The organism is Nostoc sp. UHCC 0302 (assembly GCF_038096175.1).
Taxonomy (GTDB): domain Bacteria; phylum Cyanobacteriota; class Cyanobacteriia; order Cyanobacteriales; family Nostocaceae; genus UHCC-0302.
Genome location: NZ_CP151099.1, coordinates 602,074 through 622,303, shown reverse-complemented (window position 1 = coordinate 622,303; position 20,230 = coordinate 602,074). Strand labels below are relative to the sequence as shown.

Annotated in this window: 10 protein-coding genes; 3 read left to right on the top strand and 7 right to left on the bottom strand. The window is 40.9% G+C overall.

Annotated elements, in window-relative coordinates:
- The 6 genes from WKK05_RS02505 to WKK05_RS02480 form a co-directional block, all read right to left on the bottom strand.
- Positions 1-3,309, bottom strand: a complete 3,309-nt coding sequence (locus tag WKK05_RS02505; protein WP_341528238.1) for a GAF domain-containing protein — start codon at positions 3,307-3,309, stop codon at positions 1-3.
- Between the two features lie 81 nt (positions 3,310-3,390).
- The gene (locus WKK05_RS02500; protein ID WP_341528237.1) at positions 3,391-3,882 is read right to left on the bottom strand and encodes a chemotaxis protein CheW; all 492 of its coding nucleotides are present in this window, start codon (positions 3,880-3,882) and stop codon (positions 3,391-3,393) included.
- A gap of 219 nt (positions 3,883-4,101) precedes the next feature.
- Entirely contained in the window at positions 4,102-4,464 is a 363-nt protein-coding gene (locus WKK05_RS02495; RefSeq protein WP_341531006.1) for a response regulator, read from the bottom strand.
- 49 nt (positions 4,465-4,513) lie between these two features.
- Positions 4,514-5,716 carry a response regulator gene (locus WKK05_RS02490; protein WP_341528236.1) on the bottom strand — a complete coding sequence of 401 codons (1,203 nt, stop codon included), beginning with the start codon at positions 5,714-5,716 and terminating at the stop codon, positions 4,514-4,516.
- A gap of 1,088 nt (positions 5,717-6,804) precedes the next feature.
- Complete coding sequence (gene murQ / locus WKK05_RS02485; RefSeq protein ID WP_341531005.1) at positions 6,805-7,731, bottom strand: N-acetylmuramic acid 6-phosphate etherase; 927 nt, start codon at positions 7,729-7,731, stop codon at positions 6,805-6,807.
- 229 nt (positions 7,732-7,960) lie between these two features.
- The gene (locus tag WKK05_RS02480; RefSeq protein ID WP_341528235.1) at positions 7,961-8,389 is read right to left on the bottom strand and encodes a DUF3110 domain-containing protein; all 429 of its coding nucleotides are present in this window, start codon (positions 8,387-8,389) and stop codon (positions 7,961-7,963) included.
- 262 nt (positions 8,390-8,651) lie between these two features.
- Between WKK05_RS02480 and WKK05_RS02475 the strand changes: the two genes are divergently transcribed.
- Both WKK05_RS02475 and WKK05_RS02470 read left to right on the top strand, forming a co-directional pair.
- Positions 8,652-14,453, top strand: coding sequence for a translocation/assembly module TamB domain-containing protein (locus tag WKK05_RS02475; protein ID WP_341528234.1), 5,802 nt, complete (start codon positions 8,652-8,654; stop codon positions 14,451-14,453).
- A gap of 732 nt (positions 14,454-15,185) precedes the next feature.
- The gene (locus WKK05_RS02470) at positions 15,186-18,173 is read left to right on the top strand and encodes an EAL domain-containing protein (RefSeq protein WP_341528233.1); all 2,988 of its coding nucleotides are present in this window, start codon (positions 15,186-15,188) and stop codon (positions 18,171-18,173) included.
- 42 nt (positions 18,174-18,215) lie between these two features.
- Here WKK05_RS02470 and WKK05_RS02465 read toward each other — a convergent pair whose 3' ends face one another.
- Entirely contained in the window at positions 18,216-19,145 is a 930-nt protein-coding gene (locus WKK05_RS02465) for a sugar ABC transporter permease (RefSeq protein WP_341528232.1), read from the bottom strand.
- Positions 19,146-19,480: 335 nt separating this feature from the next.
- On the opposite strand from WKK05_RS02465, the gene WKK05_RS02460 reads away from it, so the two are divergent.
- Entirely contained in the window at positions 19,481-20,140 is a 660-nt protein-coding gene (locus tag WKK05_RS02460) for a GIY-YIG nuclease family protein (protein WP_341528231.1), read from the top strand.
- Positions 20,141-20,230 lie beyond the last annotated feature (90 nt).

Genomic DNA, 20,230 nt, shown 5'->3' with positions numbered 1-20,230 from the left:
CTAATTGACTTTGAATTTACTCGCAGTTGTTAATAGCTCCTGCGCCATCCCTGATAATTCTTGGAAGACAATGGAAATTTCTTGAGATTCAGCAAAAGTTTTGTCAGCAATTTCTGCTACACCTTCCATTGAATTAGTTACTGTTACTGATTGGATCATTTGTTTTTGAGTTGCTTCAGTAATTCGCTCGATTAGCTGACTAATTTCAGCCGTTGCAGAAACGATCGCATTCAAGTTTTGACGGGTTTCACTAACAAGATTTGTCCCTTCTACCACCTGCTGAATGCCAGTTTCCATCGCCACTGCAACTTCTCCAGTTTCTGCTTGAATCTCTTGGACTAATTTTTCAATTTCGATGGTTGCGGCGGCTGACTGACGTGATAAAGAACGAACTTCGTCAGCTACAACTGCAAAGCCTTTACCATATTCACCTGCACGGGTAGCTTCAATAGCTGCATTCAGTGCCAGCACATTTGTCTGTGTGGCAAAGTTGCTGATCAAATTCACTACTTTAGAAATTTTTTGCGAGGATTCGCTGAGGCGTTTAATCTTTTTGCTGGTTTGAGCGACGGTTTCGCGAATCGCTTGAATTGCCTTAACAGTCAAGTTCATCGCGGTATTGCCAGATTCTACAGTTTGGTTCGCTTGTTGTACTGCTACTCGCACCAACTCGGCGTTAGCTACTACAGCTTGAGTAGAGTCCACCATCTGTTGAATATCGCCCAAGGCTGCGGTAATTTCATCAGACTGCTGTTTTGCCAGATTGGTTAATCCCGCCAGTGAAGCGTCACTATTACTAGAGGTTTGAGCAACTTGTTGAGCAGCTGTTTGTACTTGGATAACAATTTGCCGCAGCGCTTGCAGGGTATTGTTATAAGCGTCAGCGATCGTGCCTAGCTCGTCTTCTGTAATTGGTGCGCGTACTGTCAAGTTACCGTTGAGTGCAGGTCTGAGTGCTGTTAAAAGTTCAATAGACCGTTGTTGTAGTAATTCCTTGGCTGCTTTTTCTCGTGTTGCTGCTTCTGCTAATTTGGCTGACTGCGACTGGAGTTGCTGTAAATATTCTGTCTGTTGTAATGCTATTCCTAACTGGCTGCCAATACGTGTTAACAAGCTGACTTGCGATTCTTGCCAATCACGGGAGCTGGAATTTTGATAAGCTGCCAGTAAGCCCCACAATTTTTCTCCAGAGAATACAGGAACGATCGCATAAGCTTTGGCTTCAAACTGCTCTAACATCTCGATGTAACAGGGGGAATGGCCCACCTGATAGATGTCATTAGCTACAAAGCTTTCACCTTTGGCATATCGACCGCCCTCAGTTTCTTGTAAGTGGGTATCTTCGCAGACAGTTTTAAGATCAGAATTTACCAATCTTACCCAGCTATGTCCCACTGATTCAGCTACAAATTCACCACTCCAGTTAGGTCGGAAACGAAAGATAGCGACCCGATCGCATTGCAGTAATTGCCGGACTTCTTGAGTAGTTGTTTTGAAGATATCTTGTGCATCTAAGGATTGTCGGATACGGTTAACTATCTTGGTTACAGCTTTTTCTTGTTCCGCTAACTGAACTAGTTGCTGAGATTTCACCCGTACTTGTTCAACATATTCTGCCTGTGATATTGCTACGCCAAATTGCAAGCCAATCTGAGTCAAAAAGTTTGCTTCCCAAGGTTGCCAATCACGAGAGCCGGAATTTTGATAAGCTGCCAGCAAGCCCCACAATTTGTCCCCAGAAAATACAGGTACAATTACATAGGCTCTAACTTCAAACTGCTCTAACATCTCAATATGGCAGGGAGAATGGCCTACTTTATAGATGTCATTAGTGATAAAGCTTTCACCTTTGGCATAACGTCCTCCCTCATTTTCTTGCATATAGGTATCTGCCCAGACAGTTTTAATATCAGGGCCTACCAGTTTTACCCAACCATTACCCACTGACTCTGCAACAAATTCACCACTCCAGTCGGAGTTGAAGCGAAAGACTACCATGCGATCGCATCGTAATAATTGCCGGACTTCTTGAGTGGTTGTTTTGAAGACGCTTTCTATATCTAAAGATTGGCGGATGCGGTTAACTACCTTGGTTACAGCTTTTTCTTGTTCAACTATCTGAGTTAATTGCTCAGATTTGGTATGCACTTGTTCGAGATATTCCCTTTGTGAGATAGCCACACCAAATTGCAAGCCAATCTGAGTCAAAAAAATTTCTTCCCAAGGTTGCCAATCACGAGGCCCAGAATTTTGGTAAGCTGCCAGCAAGCCCCATAATTTCTCACCAGTAAATATCGGGGCAATGATGTAAGCCTTCATCTCATACTGCTCTAAAACATCAATGTGGCATTGAGCATGACCAGCTTGATAAATGTCTTTGACGACAAAACTTTCGCCCTTGGCATAACGTCCCCCTTGAGTTTCTTGGAGGTGACTATCTTCCCAGACCATGTAAAAATCTGGCCCGACCATTTTTATCCAACCATTACCTACTGACTCAGCCACAAATTCGCCACTCCAGTCAGGTTTGAAGCGATATACTCCTACGCGATCACATCGTAGTAAATGGCGTACTTCTTGAGTCGTCGTTTGGAAAATCTTATCAAGATTTGATACGTGCAGAATTTTATCAATAACTTTAGCAACTGATTTTTTTGCTTGTGTCCGCTTTTGTAGTTCTTTTTGATATTCAAAACTCTGCAATTTGTAAATCAGTTCAGTTGTAATTTGAGATAGTAAGCTGATTTCTACTTCTCGCCATTGCCGCGCTGAAGCACAATTATTTACTACTAATAAACCCCATACTTTGCCTTCTACTACAATTGGTAAACTCAAACTGGCTTTAATTTGAAATTTCTCTAGTAGCTGCTTTTGATAAGGTGTAAGTTGGATCTGATTAATATCGTCAATAGCTACTGGTTCTAAATAATCTTGATTAGTATATAAACCAAAAATAATTCCGGGAATATTTTCACCGATAGCAGGTGTCCAAGCTAGGGTTCTAGATTCTGCTAAAACACTACCAGAGTCAAGGCTAGTAAACTGATAAATCAAGGCGCGATCGCAAGTAAGTTTCTCTCTAATTTGCGCTACAGTAACTTTGAATAGCGTATCCATATCTGAGGTTTGACGGATATGAGTTGCAATGTCTTGCAATTGTTGCCGCCTAATTTTAAATTCCTGTGCAATCGCATTTAATAAAGTTATTTCATCGCTAGCAATATTTGCTATGTTATCGTTACCATTTTGATTTTCTATTTTTGTCAGCAGATGCTCATTTTCCTGGTTGTTATGATATACAGATGTCATTTTAAAAACCTCAAAAATTATGAATTTAATATGTAAGCAATGATGAAAAATGCTGGTAAAAAATCACTAATTGTAAAGATATCAGCCATGACTAAACTGTTTATTGTGAGTTTCCCATACGGGCGATCGCATAATTGTTAACGCATCCAAGCTTAAAATCATCTCATCAGAATTATTAATAAAGTATCCTTGCAAAAAAGGTGATATTGATTGGTAAAATAATTCAGCAGATGGAGCTTTCATGTGCTGAGTATCCAGCCACTCAATATCTATAAGCTGTCGCACTAATAATCCTAAATATTTACCCTCACTTTCCAGCACAATCGCCATCATTTTAGAAAGTAAATTTGCACCTTGCAAAAGTGGAGGATAACCTAGCATAGCCTCTAAATCAACTAACCAAAGCATCTCACCACGCCAGTTGTATATACCCAAAATGCAATTAGGCATTTGAGGAACACCACATATTTCCGCTAATGGTACTTGCAAAACTTCTGTAATATGTTGTAGCGAAATTACGGCTATATCCCCTACTCCCAAATTAAAACTTAGAAATTTTTGCTTAGTTTCCAAAGTTGTTTATCCTTTGCAGTTATTTAGTTTTAGCCACTTTTTAAATTAGTATCTAAAAATTTGTAGAGATTGAGAAATTAAAAATAGTGATGCAATAATTCGTAGCTATTACTTAATTTTTTATTTATACTTTTCAAAATTTTCGTTCTCCCAAATTTATATTTTAGGTAATAATTACGAATTGTTTAAACTACTTTTTGTAATTTATCCGCTAGATTTCTACTTGAGTAATCGCTTCAGCGTTACTATCAATTCTTCTTTATCAATTGGTTTTGATAGATAAGCTTCTGCACCGAGCATATTACCCCAAATTTTATCTACATCACTATTTTTTGTAGAACAGAAAACCACAGGTATTTGGCTAGTATTAGGGTTATTTTTTAATTCTCGGCAAATTTCAAAGCCGCTTTTACCTGGTAAAATCACATCGAGAAATATCAGATCGGGCTTAGTACTATCTATTTTGTCTTGAGCCTCTTCACTACTTGTAGCGCTAATCACGGAGTAGCCAGCCTGTTGCAAGTAACGACTAATAATTTTCATATCAGTTAAGCCATCTTCAACAACTAAAATAGTATTCATCATAATTACCTGTTAAATTGTTATGAAAAGTGAAAAAATGAACTAAGTTTTAATTACAAACTTCTACATTAGACGCACTTTTCACAGGAGATGAAGTCTGTCGAGCTAGATACTTTCGTACTATGCCCATCACCCTATCAGCTACTACAGGTTTGGCGAGAAAATCTGTAGAACCCGCCACCTTAGCGCGAACTCTATCTAAAAGACCATCATTACCTGTTAAAATGATCACTGGCGTGTTGGCAAAAGCTGAAATTCGTCGCAACTGAGTGCAGATTTCGTAACCACTAGCGACTGGCATGATCAAATCTAAGAAAATTAGGTCTGGTTTATGCTCAATAAGAGTTGGTAAAGCTTGCACAGCATCTTGAATTTTGATAAATCTCAGTCCATTAGAAGTAATAATTTCCTCCAACATTTTGCAGACTTGAGGGCTATCGTCCACGCAGGCTATTAGTGGAGCAATTGACTTTTTTGGTTGTGTGGGGTTTAAGTTGTTGTTAGCTTCAGTAATTAGTAAAGGTAAATCAGCTACTTCCATTAACTCAATGATTCCTTTTAAAATATAGGGAAGCAAAGAACGGGAAAGTGGTAACACACTCTGCTTCATTTTTGTTGCTAAGTCTCGTAGGGTGTGTTTACCGTTGATTAAATTCACAAAGTTTTTGTAGACAGATGGATTTACCAGTTGCTGAAGTTGTTCTGGTCTTCGTAAAACTGGTGCTAAGTCAGGAGAAAAATTTGCTAACCCAGCTTCTGACCAAATTTTCCATAAGTCTTGTGTGTGCTTCATAGACATATCTGCGCTAGTGAAGCTCATTGGCGTTTCTAAAATAACTTCTTGGCTGCGATTACAACTTAAAGAAGTAAAATTTCCCTGCTGAGATATATCAAACAACAGTTCTGATATCGTATTTTCTGCAATAGTCTGAATTTGTTCCCGCTGGATCTTTTGTTTTTTATATAAAATTTCTAGAAGCCGATAGTCCCAGTAATCGATTGATATATCTTGCATCCGTAACTGCAATTTATCGACATCAATTTGAGGACAATTTTGAGCAAGATGTCTACGCCAGCGCCGGAAGGGATGAGTTCCTCCGGTAGCCCAAACTATGCGTCCGAGGCGATAGTAGAACGTCCATTGGTGTCCTTTCAAACTTTTAATGTTTAACTTCCCATTGTATTGTAGTTCAGTGCAAGTTTTAAATTCATTAAATAAGTTATTTGAGACTGTAAGTTCTGAGTGGGCCATAATTTATTCCTCTTATTAACGCTTTTAAAAAACCCACACTAGCCATATTGCAGTCAGCTATGACTTTGATTTGTATTACATCTAAATCTAGATTGATAATATCAATGGAGATGGGGGAACAACAAAAATATTTAAAATTCATGAGTTATTAGCATAGAATTTTGCCTTAGCAGACTCTATGCTTGCGCCTATATTTTGCCTTTAAAGTGGCATTGCTATAGTTCAATATTAAAACGTATTTAATATTGCTATTTGATATTAAAGATTTTGAGACTAAATTATATCCGTGTAAATCCTGATTTTTTTATTAAAAAGATTAGTGGCTTCAAAATACCTGAGATTCAGAATATTGAGGTCAGCCTTGGCTGTAGACTATCGATACAAAAATTTTTATTTCTTAATTTATCAAGACAGAATCAAGATGTCAGCCGTCAGAATTCAGTGTGAATACTGTCAGATTGGCGAATGAATCAAGGGTTTTAAAAACCTACTATAGGACTCATATTTTATTTTTGAAATATACCTAGGGGAGGCACTGCGTTGCGGTGAATCAGCGCTGCAAAAGGGTTTACCTCCGCAGGCGACTGTGTTAGCGCAGCGTAAAGCCTTCTCTACGAGAGGCTGCGCCAACGGCATAGCTTCTCTACGAGACCGAAGGCGAACGCTTAGAGCGACGCAGGAGCGTCACCCGAAGGGAGGTTCCCTCCGTTGTAGCAACTGTCATTGCTTTATGCCTCTGCCTAACACATTGCCCAAAGTATTTAGTGCTGTACTCTTGGCGATAATACACACTTGTAGCTTAGATTTTTCCACAAATTAAATCAGATTGCTATAGTTGATTCTGGATTCTTCTTTAAAAGATTTATGGGTGAGATTTTCTATTTAGATTTTCCTTCTATTCAAAGGAAAATTCATTGATTTTTTGGTATTTTGGAAAATTAAATTATATGGTTGATTCATCTTTAATTTTTTCAATATCCAGCGACATTAAATATATACAGAGCAGCTTTCCATCTGCTAAAAGCATTAATTATTGAATGCTAGCTTAGCCTGCATAAGCAGGCTAAATACATGAATTCGAGAATTTTTCAGGGTTGCTTGTCGTTTTTGTAGCTGACAACAGCCGCCCGGAGATTGCCTTGGTGTTCTGACAACAGCCGATCGCCTTCTGCTTTTTCCAAACCAGTCCAATGCATCAATAGGGCTAACTTAACCCACTTGCCACTACGTTCTAGTAAGAAACCAGCAGCTTCTCGACTTAAACCTGTGAGGTCTTGCAAAATTCGCAAAGCGCGATCGCGTAACTTTTGATTTGTAACGGCTACATCCACCATACGATTGCCGTAAACCTTGCCTAACTTGACCATCACCCCTGTAGAAAGGATATTTAAAGCTAGCTTTGTGACTGTACCAGCTTTCAGGCGAGTCGAACCAGCTAGTATTTCTGGGCCTGTCAACAGGCGAATGTCAATATCGGCGTCAAAGCTAACTTGTTCAGCAGGAACACAGGCGATAAAAATCGTAATCGCTCCCCGTTGACGAGCAGCATTGATAGCACCGTGGACAAATGGCGTTGTACCGCCTGCGGTAATGCCGACTACAACATCTAATTGTGTAATGTGCCGTTGAGCGATCGCAGCTTCACCATCTTCAGCACGGTCTTCTAAATCTTCAGAACTGCGTACCAACGCCCCAGCACCACCAGCAATAATTCCCTGTACCAGCTCTGGGGATGTACAAAAAGTGGGTGGACACTCAGCAGCATCTAAAACTCCTAGCCTGCCACTTGTCCCCGCACCCACATAAAATAGGTGTCCACCATGACGTAAACGTTCTGCGGTGCGATCAATCGCTTCTGCCAACTGAACTTTCGCTGCTGCAACTGCTGCGATCGCCTTTTGGTCTTCGCTATTAAATAGCTCAACTAATTCCAGAGAACTAAGCTGATCTAAGTTAAGACTATTAGGATTTACCTGCTCGGTTAAAAGATGCCCACGTTCCTGGAAATTTGTCATTTGTTCTTTGTCATTTGTCATTTGTTCTTTGTCAGCCAGTGCGCTGAGATTATACGTATGGTCTTAGGCTCTCCCACGTAGAATAACTGGCGTAAAATCCTCTCTTATATAGCTGCGCTTACTATCTTGGTACGCTTTGCACTCATTTAATAGGGTCATTTGTCAGTTACCAATGACCAAGGACTAATGACCAATGACCAATGACTAATGACTAATGACCAATGACTCATTACAACAATCCTTCCAAGTTACGACGAATTTTGTCTAATTCTGAATCAGACAATTCTGGTTCTTCCAGGGCTTCTTGGTTGGGACGGAAGTTGTCGTCACTAGTATCCTCCTTCTCGGCGTCTAGTTGCCAGTCAGTTTCTTCCACATTCAGCTCTGGGGGAGTGACAACTAAATTGCTGTCTTTTGGGATGATTTCCCAATCATACCCAGCACTTTCGCAAAATTCCTTGATTTCCTCAGCCTCGATCACTTCTGCTGTAGGCGTGGGAAAATCTTGAGCTTCTAGCATCAGCGCAAAGCGCGTGGCGTCGTCTTCTGACTCAAACATCAGAATTTTATTGCGATCGCCCACCCGAATCGTATGAATTCCCTCATTTTCCGTTCGAGCATTAAAAATTAACACAAAAACCCGCATAGGAGTAATCATTTGTCCTTTTTAAAGTCTATTCATATTAAAGTTCTAGGTTGTGCATTAAGGAAAGCTCTAACAACAATTTTCACTTTATTCAGATTTCCCTGAGAGCGCCAATACTATCAAGCACAAATATCGAGTCAGGCAAATGCCATAACTCAACCAGTGGGGTCTTGGGTTCAGTTGGCGTATCCTGGAAATGGCATATTGAATCAATGTGCTAGTTAATGCTTATAGTGTGCCAGCTAACATCCGGCAATTAATACAGTAAACGCAAATGAGCAAATCTCCCAATCAAGATAATCACTTCCTCTCTCCCGCCCGCAAACGTTCGTGGTTGCTAGTGTTGAGTTGTGGTGGCATTGCCTTGGGCGGAATTTTGCTCATTGGAATTGTCGGTGGTGTTTGGCGGTTGCGGACTTTCGTCCAAAAAGAGTTAACCCCGCTGGCAGAAAAAAGTCTCACGACTATACTCAACCGTCCGTTAAAGCTGGGAAAAGTCACAGAATTTTCTTTGATGGGAGTGGAGTTTGGGGCTTCAACCATTCCAGCAACAGCTACAGATCCAGATCGGGCGACAGTCGAAGCTGTAGAGGTTGGTTTTGACTTGTGGCAATTAATTTTTAACCGCAAATTAAAGCTAGATGTCACCTTAGTCAACGCGAATGTTTACCTGGAACAAGATAACCAAGGACGTTGGATTTCCACGAAAATAACGTCGCCAGGTAAAGGCGGAGCCATTAAAACCGAATTGGACAAACTACGGTTTCGCAATGGCAAGCTGATGTTATTACCGCAGAAGAGAGGAGCAGGGGAGCAGGGGAGCAGGGGAGCAGGGGAGCAGAGAGCAGTAACATTTTCCTCATCCCCCTCGTCTATCTTATACTCTTCTCCTGTAGGATTTTCCCAAGTAAACGGCACTGCTCAACTCTTGGCAAACTACAAATTGATTGGGTTTGATTTGGTAGGGCAAGCAGACAGCGGTGGAAGTGTTTCCCTTCAAGGGGAGACGCGTTCTAGGGTACTAGCAGGCAAATTCCAAGTGCAAGGACAAGGCTTGCTGGCAGCAGACGTTACTCGCCTAGTCAAGTTACCCTTCAACTTACAAGCGGGTCGAGTCAATGGTGACTTGCAGATTCAACTATCACCGCCACAGCGTCCTTTATTGTTTGGCAGCGCTACTGCACAAGGGGTAACACTTCAAATACCCCGTGTACCACAACTTTTGACTAATTCCCAAGGAAACCTGCGTTTTCAGGGAACGGAAGTGCAGTTAGACAATGTTACTTCTAACTACGGCAAAATTCCCGTAGTAGCTTCAGGTATTATTGATACTAAAACAGGCTTTAAGTTGGCTGGGCGTGTGAATGCGGTGAGTTTGCCCAATGCCCAAGAAACTCTCAAGGTGAAACTGCCTTTCCCTATAGCTGGAGAAGTAAAAGCAGACTTGCAGATTGTTGGTTCAACAACTCTACCAATTCTCTCAGGCACAGTTACTACAATCAAAACTGCCAAGATTGACAAAGTTGATTTTAAGAGCATTACTAGCAATTTTGAGTTTTCTACTAGTTCCTCACGCGTTACCCTCAAAGATATTCAAGGCAAAGTAACAGCTGGTGGTGAAATAACGGGTGCTGGGACAATCCAACTAGGACAAACTCCGCAAGTAAATTTAAATTTCGCAGCGAAGAATACTCCAGGGGATGCGATCGCTAAAATTTACGAGATCACACCAAACTTCCAAATCGGCACTCTCTCAGGTACAGCCCAAGTAACTGGCACTCCTACCAATGTGCAGACTGTGGTACAATTCCAAGCTCCTGGTGGAACTTACCCAGGAACTGGTGAAGTTGTCGTTGCCTCTGATCGCACTGTCTCCTTCCGCAATGTGGCGCTGAATGTTGGTGGTGGTATGGTGCGAACAACTGGCACTTACGCCAATCAACGCTGGCAAGCTGTTGCCCAAGCCTCTGGCGTGCAGTTAGAACCCTTTGTAGACAAAAATCAACTGCAAAATGTCTCATTGGCAGGGGCGCAATTCAACGGTCGTCTGATCCTTTCAGGAACCACAGCACCATTTCAACTTGCAACGATTCGCGCTGAAGATGCAGGAGTTCAAATTGCTGGTGGTACAGTTGCAGTTTCTAACGTCAAGCTGCAAGGCCGAAGCTTTTCTGCTCAATTGGTAGCCAATAATCTGCGGTTGGCACGTATATTAAAAAATTCTCTCCCAGCTTTAGCTAACCCGTTGGCGGGTACATTCCAAATAGTAGGCAATAGAGATAATTTCAGCCTTAAAAGTTTGCGCGGTACTGGTGAAGCCCGCCTCGCTGTTGGTGATGGTACAGTTACAGCTAAAAATATTCAACTTGCGGATGGTATCTATCAAACGCAACTGCTGGCTAATAATGTTGCTGTGCAGGAATTGGCACGCACACCAGAGCAATTTAAAGGCAGGTTAACTGGTGAGTTTAACGTAGCGGGGTCTGTGGACTCCTTCCAACCGAAAAATATTCAAGCTAGTGGTCAAGCACGAGTAAATGTTGCAGGTGGCACTATTACAGCCAAGAATATTCAACTAGCTAATGGTGTATATAAAGCGCAAATTCAAGCTAAGAATGTACCTGTACAGCAGTTGGCAGCACTACCGCCGCAGTTTCAGGGTGGATTAACAGGCCAGTTAAACGTCGCTGGTTCTGCGGAGTCTTTCCAACCGCAGAATATCCAAGCCAGCGGTCAAGCACAAGTGAATCTAGCAGGTGGAACAATTACAGCCTCTAATATTCAATTGGCGAATGGTCGCTATCAAGCTGTAGTCGATGCTGCTGGTGTGCAATTAAATCACTTGAATCAGCAATTACGGGGTCAGTTTAGTGGCAAAGTGCAAGTGGGTGGTGCATTAGGATCGGCTAAATTAGCTGATGTGCGTGCCACTGGTCAGGTGCAACTGTCCCAAGTTATTCCTGGTATGCAAGAACCCTTTAGAGCAGCGATCGCCTGGAATGGTGAAAAGCTTAACATTGAACGAGGAACAGCTCCAGGTTTAAATGTCAGTGGTGACATACTAGCCAATGGGCAGCAAGCAGGCATACCCGAAATTACTGCCTTAAATCTCAACGTCCAAGCTCAGAATTTCAATCTCAAACAGTTACCGATTAATCTTCCTAATCAGGTGGCTGTGGCGGGAAGCACAGATTTTAACGGAAAAATCACTGGCAAGTTGCCGTTACCAAATATCATCGGGCAAATCAGATTACGCAACTTGGTAGTACAAAATATTGCTTTTGAGCCGATATTATCTGGAAATATCCAGTCAGCACAAGGGCGTGGGTTGAATTTAGACTTGAGAGGTAATAGCGATCGCCTCGCGGTAAATTTAGATAAGAATAATCGCCCCAACTCCTTCTTAGTACAGTGGCAGCAAGCATTTGCATCAGGTCAAGCTCAAGGAGATAATTTAGCTGTTAAAGTCGAAAACTTTCCCTTACAAATATTGAATTTGACTGCACCACCAAGCCTGCGTTTGGGTGCTGCTAAGGTTGCTGGCTTGTTAACTGGAGATATATTCCTGAATCAGCGAACATTGCTAATAAATCCGCAGACATTGGCAGCAACAGGGAATTTAGCAATTACTCAACCGCAAATTGGAGTTATTAAAGGCGATCGCTTAGCTGCTCAGTTCCGTTACAGTAACGGTAAAGGTGCGATTACTAATAGCGAATTTATTAAAGGTAATAGTCGTTATGCTTTTGCAGGAAATTTTTCTCAAAGCCCGAAGCCGCAGTTACAAGGTAAACTGAACGTCAACCAAGGTGAGATTCAAGATGTTTTGGCAATAGCGCAGCTATTTGACTTACAAAATTTACAAGGCGGTTCGGCAGCAACAACCTACGGTAAAGCCGCAGATTTGACCACCAATCCCCAAGGGTTACCAAATCAGCCCTTGATAACCCAACTAGAGCGTTTTTCGGAAATTGATACTCTGCTAGCAGAACAGGAACAACAGCGGCTTGATGCCACTCCCGTACCAGATTTAGCAGATTTAAAGGGGACTTTCGATGCAGAAATTGCCGTAGATACTGCTACAGCCAATGGATTTTCAGCACAATTTAATTTGAATGGTCAAAACTTTGCTTGGGGTAAAAAGGAAGAACCAACTCGTTTTTACAGTGCCGACAAAGTAATTGCCCAAGGTAATTTTGACAACGGCGTTTTGCGGCTACAACCTTTACGGATTGAGTCTGAAAATAGGCTGATTGCTTTCACAGGTGACATTGGCGGTAATGAACAGTCAGGCCAGTTGCGGGTAAATAATTTTCCATTAAGATTACTGAATAATTTTGCCAAACTTCCAGTTCCGATCACAGGCAATCTTAACGGTACAGCAGCTTTAGCAGGCAGCATTGCTAATCCTAAAGCTATAGGCGAATTACAAGTAACAGAAGCAACACTTAATCAACAACCAATAAAGTCAGCGACGGCGAGTTTTAGTTATGCTGATGGACGTTTGAACTTTGGCAGCCAAGTATCAGTAGAACCTGAGAAAGTTAATAACAGCAGTAACGTATCAGTTGCTGAGACAGAACCTGAAAATGTAACTGATATTACTGGCAGCATACCCTATCAGTTACCTTTTGCTTCCGTGGCTCCAGACAATGAGCAAATCAGTCTGGCTCTGAAAGTAAAAAATGAAGGATTAGCATTATTAAACCGATTGAATAGCCAAGTAGCTTTTGAGAAAGGTGAAGGAGAAGTAAACCTTACAGTGTCTGGAACGCTACAACAGCCGAAGCTAGAAGGAATAGCTACTGTAAATAATGCTACTTTTATCGCTCAAGCTTTACCAGGCAAACTCAGACATGTCACAGGCAGATTACAGTTTAATTTAGACCGCATTTTAGTAGAAAATCTTCAGGGTAGGTTTAGCCGAGGTAAGGTAGAAGCCGCTGGAGAAATTCCGATCTTCAATGAGAAAGTAACTATCAACAATCCTCTCACCGTTAATCTCGAACAGTTAACTTTGAATCTCAAAGGATTGTATCAAGGAGGCGCAAGCGGTAATTTGCAGATTACTGGCTCCGCTCTTAGCCCGATGGTTGGCGGTAGAGTAGATTTATTTAATGGGCGGGTGTTGCTGGCAGCATCCACTAACACCACACAAGCTGGAAATAATAGCCTTGGTTTGCCAGTCACTAAAGCCAGTAAGCAAAGCCAACCTGAGAATGAAAATGCGATCGCTTCCAGTAGCGCTGCGATCGCAAAATTTAATAATCTAGAACTTGAACTAGGTAAAAACGTCGAAGTTACCCGTCCACCTATTCTCAGCTTTCAGGCAACTGGTAACCTCATAGTTAACGGCACATTTAGTCAGCCAATTCCCGATGGGACTATCCGTCTCAAGCAAGGTGGGGTAAACTTATTTACCACCCAATTTAATCTCGCTCGTGGCTATGAGCATACGGCAACTTTTAGCCCCAATCAACCCCGTGACCCCGATTTAGATATTCAGCTATATGCTAAAGTATTGGACTTAGTTCAGAGTAGTGACTTCAGTCGGTCAAATACTACAGGATTAGCAGCTTTAGAAAGTGTTCGAGTTGAAGCCAGTATCAAAGGCCCTGCCAGTAAACTGAACGAAAATCTCGAACTAACAAGCAGTCCATCACGCAGCCAAACAGAAATTGTCGCCCTATTAGGCGGTGGTTTTGAAGATAGTGAGGGACGTGGCGATAGTACTTTAGGTTTAATTAATATAGCTGGCTCGGCTGTGTTCAATAATTTTCAGGCAGCTTTTAGCCAAGTTGGTAATGCTTTGGGCTTAAGTGAACTTAGAATATTTCCTACTATTGTCTCTGATAATCCTGAAGCGGGAAGAAGCAATTCAACTTTAGAATTGGCGGCAGAGGCTGGTGTTGATATTTCTTCCCAATTCTCCGTTTCTACCATCAAGATTTTGACCACAAATGACCCATTTCAATGGGGTATCAATTACCGAATTAATGATGAATTTCGTGTGCGTGCTTCTACTAATTTAGATGATGACAGTCGTGCAGTAATTGAGTATCAAAGGCGATTTTAAATAAAATTGCTCAGGCGATGGGCAATGTTAATCCTAATATCAAGTCTAAATGAGTCTCCAATTTTAATTTTGGCTGGCAATATATTATACTAAGATTATAGAATCTGGCAACAGATTCAAAGTCTGAAATCCCCACGAAATCTGACTTTCTTAACGGGACTTAAACCCCATATAGGGTGAGGGTAATATACCAAAAGGTAAAAATAGCTCAAACTCAGATATGTCAACAAACTAAGTGGAACAATATTCAAGTCTTTCTGTGTATAGATTTGAGGCTCTTTTTGGTGTGCTTTTTGTCTAAGTAATATTCATGACTAATTACGAATTAGTATAAATTAGGCTAAAAAAGTTAACCCAAATCTAGCGAAGTATTGGTTGCTTAAACTAGTTCCTTTGGTCAGTACATAGAATAATTCTTAACAAATAGTATTGTGGTTTCAGGAATTATACTGAGTAGAGAAAAATTTTAAGCTGGTAAAGTATATAAATTGTTCCTTCAGGGAATTCAAAATTACCGAAGTTATCACCAGCGGTTTCTGCCGTTTCAAGTTTTCAAAGTTCAAAATTCTCAATTTCCACGGATGAAACTGGAAACTTGGATTTGCACCGCTATTTATTAGTTTTTAATAAGCGATTGTTTTTACTTTTTATATATATTTATATATTAGATCTATTTAGTTATAAACTTTTAAATTTGGTTGATTATGTTTTTGGAGGTTAAAACAGAAAAAAATGGTAGCACAGCAAAGATTGGCAAAGTTAGATAATGATGAAAATAATGTTCTTTTGAATGAGACGTTAAATGCATTATCTGCTGCTTTCACTTATATTGATAAACTTATTACTTCGATAAAAGACGCTTTGTTAGTCACAACAGAGACTGGAAGTATCATAACAATAAATCAGGCAGCACTTGAGTTGTTTGAGTATAGCCACGAAGATTTAATTTTACAACCAATTTCAACTATTATTACTGACAAACAATTTTTACAATCTCAAAATGATTGTTTGAAGGATTGCGAAGTTATTTGTCAAACCAAAACTGGAAGAAAGCTTGTTCTTACCTTTACCGTTGTTCTAACTGAAATAGAGAATTTACAACAATTTGTTTACATCGGTCGAGACATTACTCAGCGCAAGCGAAATGAACAGCTTCAAAATCTAGAACATACTATAACTAGCATCCTGGCATCTTCAGATACGCTTTCTCAAGCCACAACGAAAATATTATCTACTATCTGCTCTAATTTGGAATGGGAATGGAGTGAATTTTGGAGCTTAGATCGAGAAGTTAACGTATTGCAACTAAGTTTAACTTGGCACAAAGCGAGTGTAAATTCCCCAAAGCTTGAGTTAATTTACCAACAGAATACCTTTGCTGCAACTGTTGAACTACGCGATCGCATCTGGGCTAACGGTGAATCAGTTTGGATTAATAATGTTATTGAAGATATCACCTTTCTGGACAAAGCCAGTGCAACCTCAGCAAATCTGCATACAGCTTTTGGTTTTCCGATCAAGTGTGGCAGTGAAATCATAGGCGTTATGACCTTCTTTAGCAGCAAGATTCATCAGGAACAGCCGGATTTGCTAACGATGATGGCTGCGGTTGGTAGCCAGATTGGACAATTTATTTTGCGCTGCCAAGCAGAGACGGCTCTACGCGAAAGTGAAGAGCGCTTTCAGACCTTCATGAACAATAGTCCTGTTGTAGCTTTTATGAAGGACTCTAATGGTTGTTATGTTTATGTAAATAAGACCTGCGAGCGTGTATTCAACATTAAACAAAGTGATTTAACGTGTAAGACAGATTTTGATTGGTTGCCAGAACAAACCGCAAAACAGGTGCGTGAAAATGACATCTTAGTCCTCTCCACAGGTGAAGCAGCACAGATTCTCGAAACTATTCCCACACCAGATGGATGTCTTCGTTACTGGATAGTTTTAAAGTTTCCCTTTGAAGATAGTCAACAACGACAGTTTGTTGGTGGCGTGGCGCTTGATATCACCCAGCGGAAACTCCTGGAACAAGAACTTCATGAAGAAAAAGAACTAGCTCAGGTGACTTTGCAATCCATCGGGGATGCAGTAATTACCACCAATGCTTTTGGACAGATAAAATATCTCAATCCTGTTGCTGAACAAATAACTGGCTGGAGTCTTGTAGATGCAGAGGGAAAGTTGCTACCAGACGTATTTCAGGTTGTCAATGAAACCACTAGAGAAACCGTAGAAAATCCCTTAGAAAAAGCCTTACATTCTGGCTGTATTGTCAATCTTGCTAAAGATAGTGTCCTAATTGCCCGCAATGGTAATGATGTTGCTATTGAAGATTCTGCCGCACCTATTCGCAATAAAGATGGGCAAATTGTTGGTGCGGTAATGGTATTTCAAAACGTTACCCAAAAGCGTAGCATGGCACGTCAGTTATCCTGGCAGGCTACCCACGATGCCTTAACCGGACTATTCAACCGCTGCGAATTTGAGTACCGTTTGGAACTGGCTCTAGACGACGCCAAGATTCAAAATCAACAACACGCGCTGTGTTATTTAGATTTAGACCGCTTCAAGATTGTTAACGATACCTGTGGTCATGCTGCTGGTGATGAACTGTTGCGTCAAGTTAGCACTCTGTTACAAGGTTTAGTCCGCTTCTCTGATACTCTAGCTCGTTTGGGCGGAGATGAATTTGCCATATTGTTGGAATATTGTCCTCTAGAGCCAGCATTGCGGATTGCCAATGCGATTGTCCAACGTATCCAAGAGTTTCGTTTTGTGTGGCAGGACAAAACTTTCAATATTGGAGCCAGCATTGGGTTGCTTGTGATCAATCCAGACAGTCAAAGTCTCAATAGTGTATTAAGTGCTGCTGATGCTGCTTGTTACGTAGCTAAAAACAATGGACGCAATCGTGTGCATATCTATCAAGCCGACGATCGCGAATTGACTCAAGCTACAAACCAAATACAGTGGGTGATGCGAATTACTCAAGCTCTTGAGGAAAATCGTTTCTGCCTTTATTATCAAACAATTGTCCCTATCAATTCAGCAAAGCTTGGTGGTGAGCATTACGAAATTCTCCTACGCTTAATTGATGAACAAGGTAACGTTGTGTTGCCAATGGCATTTATACCTGCGGCTGAACGCTACAATCTCATGCAAGCGATCGACCGTTGGGTAATCCGGACGCTGTTTGCTAGTCTTAGACAACATAAAACAGAAAAATCTACACAATCCACCACGCAGGACTGTACATATACCATCAACCTTTCTGGTATTAGTATCAACGATGACCAATTCATCAACTTTGTGCGTGAACAGTTGGCAATATACCAAATTCCACCACAGACAATCTGCTTTGAAATTACCGAAACTGTTGCCATTTCCAACTTGGCAAAAGCTGCAAGCTTCATGCGATCGCTTAAAGAACTTGGTTGTCGCTTCGCCTTAGACGATTTTGGCAGCGGTATGTCTTCCTTTAGTTATCTGAAAAACTTACCAGTGGATTATCTCAAAATAGATGGAAGTTTTGTCAAACATATTGTGGAGGAGCCGATTGATTTGGCAATGGTAGAAGCCATTAATCAAATCGGTCACGTCATGGGTATTCAAACCATTGCCGAATTTGTCGAAAATAAACACATCCTAGAAAAAATTCAGGCGATCGGGGTGGATTATGCACAGGGTTATGGTATCGCTGAACCACGCCCTTTTTACTAGAGTGCATAATCTGTATCTTTATAAAGATGAGCTATGATCACATCAGATTGTGATACCATCGCTTCCCTGTTGGTTAATAACTAATCGCAAAACCGATAAGCCCAAAATTATCAAAAATAGCACTAACCCAATTGTGCAAGCATAGCTAATTTCTAAATTGTTAAAAGCTTGCTCATATAAATAGTAAACAATTGTTTTCGAGCTACTAAGTGGGCCTCCTTGGGTCATAATATATACTTCTTCAAATACTTTGGTGGCAGAAATAGCCGAAATTACTGCTACTAACGCTAAATACGGCTTCATCAACGGTATAGTGATATCCCAGTGTTTGCGGATTCCATCAGAGCCATCAATTGCTGCGGCTTCATACACATCAGCAGGAATTGATTGTAATCCCGCTAAATAAATCACCATGTAATAGCCAAGCCCTTTCCATATAGTAACAGCCATCACGCTGGCAAGAGAAATCGGTACAATGCCTAAAAGCTTTGCTGGGCTGGTTAGCCAGGGAATTCCTTCTGGAAAAATACCCAACGTTTTGAGTAACTGATTGAGTAAGCCGTTTTCTGCATACAACCATTTCCAAGCTATGCCCGCCACAACCATTGAAATTACTACAGGAGTGTAGTATGCAGCTCTAAACCAATTCATTCCTCGCAGTTTTTGATTGACTAAAATTGCCAATCCCAAGGGAGCAATCACCAAAATTGGTACTACACCCACAAGATATAGAAAAGTATTTTCTAGTGCTTTCCAAAAAACGGCATCTTTCCAAAGCTGGAAAAAGTTAGCAAAACCTATCCATTGTGGCGGTTGGGCAATATCTTCGTAACTGGTAAAACTTAGGTAAAAAGCTTGTAATGCAGGCCAAAAGACAGTTAAACCTAAAAGAACCAAGGCAGGCAGTAAAAATAAATAAGGAGTCAGCCGCTGTTTGATAAACAGCCAATCTTTGGGCGTAAGTTTATTCATCAGAGCGTTTTTTGGTGGTATTAGCAAATAAATTTTTTGTCCACAATTAATTTAACTGAAAAAGTTAATTAATATTACAAAATAGATGTAAGATATCAAAGCCTAGCTATTAAGTCAAGTTTGAAGAACTCAATAAAGCCATAGCTAAGAATATCAATAAATCTGTTTCCTTTAGTTTTTGACTGTGAAAATGTTATTTATTAACACCCTTTTGGCTATTTACTCCATAAAAATTGTTAAAAACAAGCAAATTGGAGATATAGCTAAATTTAAGCTTCAATGTTTGAAAGGCATATATTTACATTTGCTAATTAGTAGCTCGGAGATTAACTGCAATGGAAACTCAAAACAGTTCCCCAATTGAACATCAGAATGTACCCATAAATCATCGTGGACTGCATGAATTCTTATATAGTTCCGATGACGAACACACCGCCGAGGTGAGTGTAACTCCTGAATTAGCAAATAAGGAAACTGAAATCATGCCCCTGGCGGCTTGGTGTGCAGCTGCTGAGAATGTAAAAGTTGCAGGTGTTTACGCGGTGTTGGATACAAATCGCCACACGCAATACATCGGCTATTCTCGGAATGTATTGCTGTCTCTGAATGGTCATGTTGCCCAAAATGGGGAGCAAAAGTGTGCTTTCGTGCGCGTGCAGGCATTCAAGTTTCCAAAGCGCCAAGAAATGGAAGATTTACGCGAGGCGTGGATAGCAGAACTTGAAATTACACCACTTGGTAATACTTCCGAAAGCGGAATGTGGGCTAGCACGGTTGGCGAAGTTGCCAAGGCAGTGATGTCAGAGGCGGAACGTTTAGCCTACGAAGAAAAAAAGCTGAAATTGCGAAAAGCAATGGCTGACACAACCCTCTCTAAAGAATCAGAAACAACAGATGCGAGTGAAGCCGAACGTCAACGCCAACTTGAAGCTGCTGTAGAAAATGATGACTGGAGTGCAATTATCAACGCACAGACACAGCAAGTCAAGCCTTAGCTTGTGTGTTCAACCTTCTTGTGATTTTTCGTGTTTTGATAGCAGGGCTATTTCATTCGTGGTTTTAAAGAAGGGGAGGCAATGAAAAAT

What these genes read in the sequence shown, in the direction of transcription:
- WKK05_RS02460 (WP_341528231.1), top strand. Translation starts at nt 19,481, where the DNA reads ATGGAAACTCAAAACAGTTCCCCAATTGAACATCAGAATGTACCCATA.
- WKK05_RS02490 (WP_341528236.1), bottom strand. Translation starts at nt 5,716, where the DNA reads ATGGCCCACTCAGAACTTACAGTCTCAAATAACTTATTTAATGAATTT.
- murQ (WP_341531005.1), bottom strand. Translation starts at nt 7,731, where the DNA reads ATGACAAATTTCCAGGAACGTGGGCATCTTTTAACCGAGCAGGTAAAT.
- WKK05_RS02480 (WP_341528235.1), bottom strand. Translation starts at nt 8,389, where the DNA reads ATGATTACTCCTATGCGGGTTTTTGTGTTAATTTTTAATGCTCGAACG.
- WKK05_RS02470 (WP_341528233.1), top strand. Translation starts at nt 15,186, where the DNA reads ATGGTAGCACAGCAAAGATTGGCAAAGTTAGATAATGATGAAAATAAT.
- WKK05_RS02505 (WP_341528238.1), bottom strand. Translation starts at nt 3,309, where the DNA reads ATGACATCTGTATATCATAACAACCAGGAAAATGAGCATCTGCTGACA.
- WKK05_RS02475 (WP_341528234.1), top strand. Translation starts at nt 8,652, where the DNA reads ATGAGCAAATCTCCCAATCAAGATAATCACTTCCTCTCTCCCGCCCGC.
- WKK05_RS02495 (WP_341531006.1), bottom strand. Translation starts at nt 4,464, where the DNA reads ATGAATACTATTTTAGTTGTTGAAGATGGCTTAACTGATATGAAAATT.
- WKK05_RS02465 (WP_341528232.1), bottom strand. Translation starts at nt 19,145, where the DNA reads ATGAATAAACTTACGCCCAAAGATTGGCTGTTTATCAAACAGCGGCTG.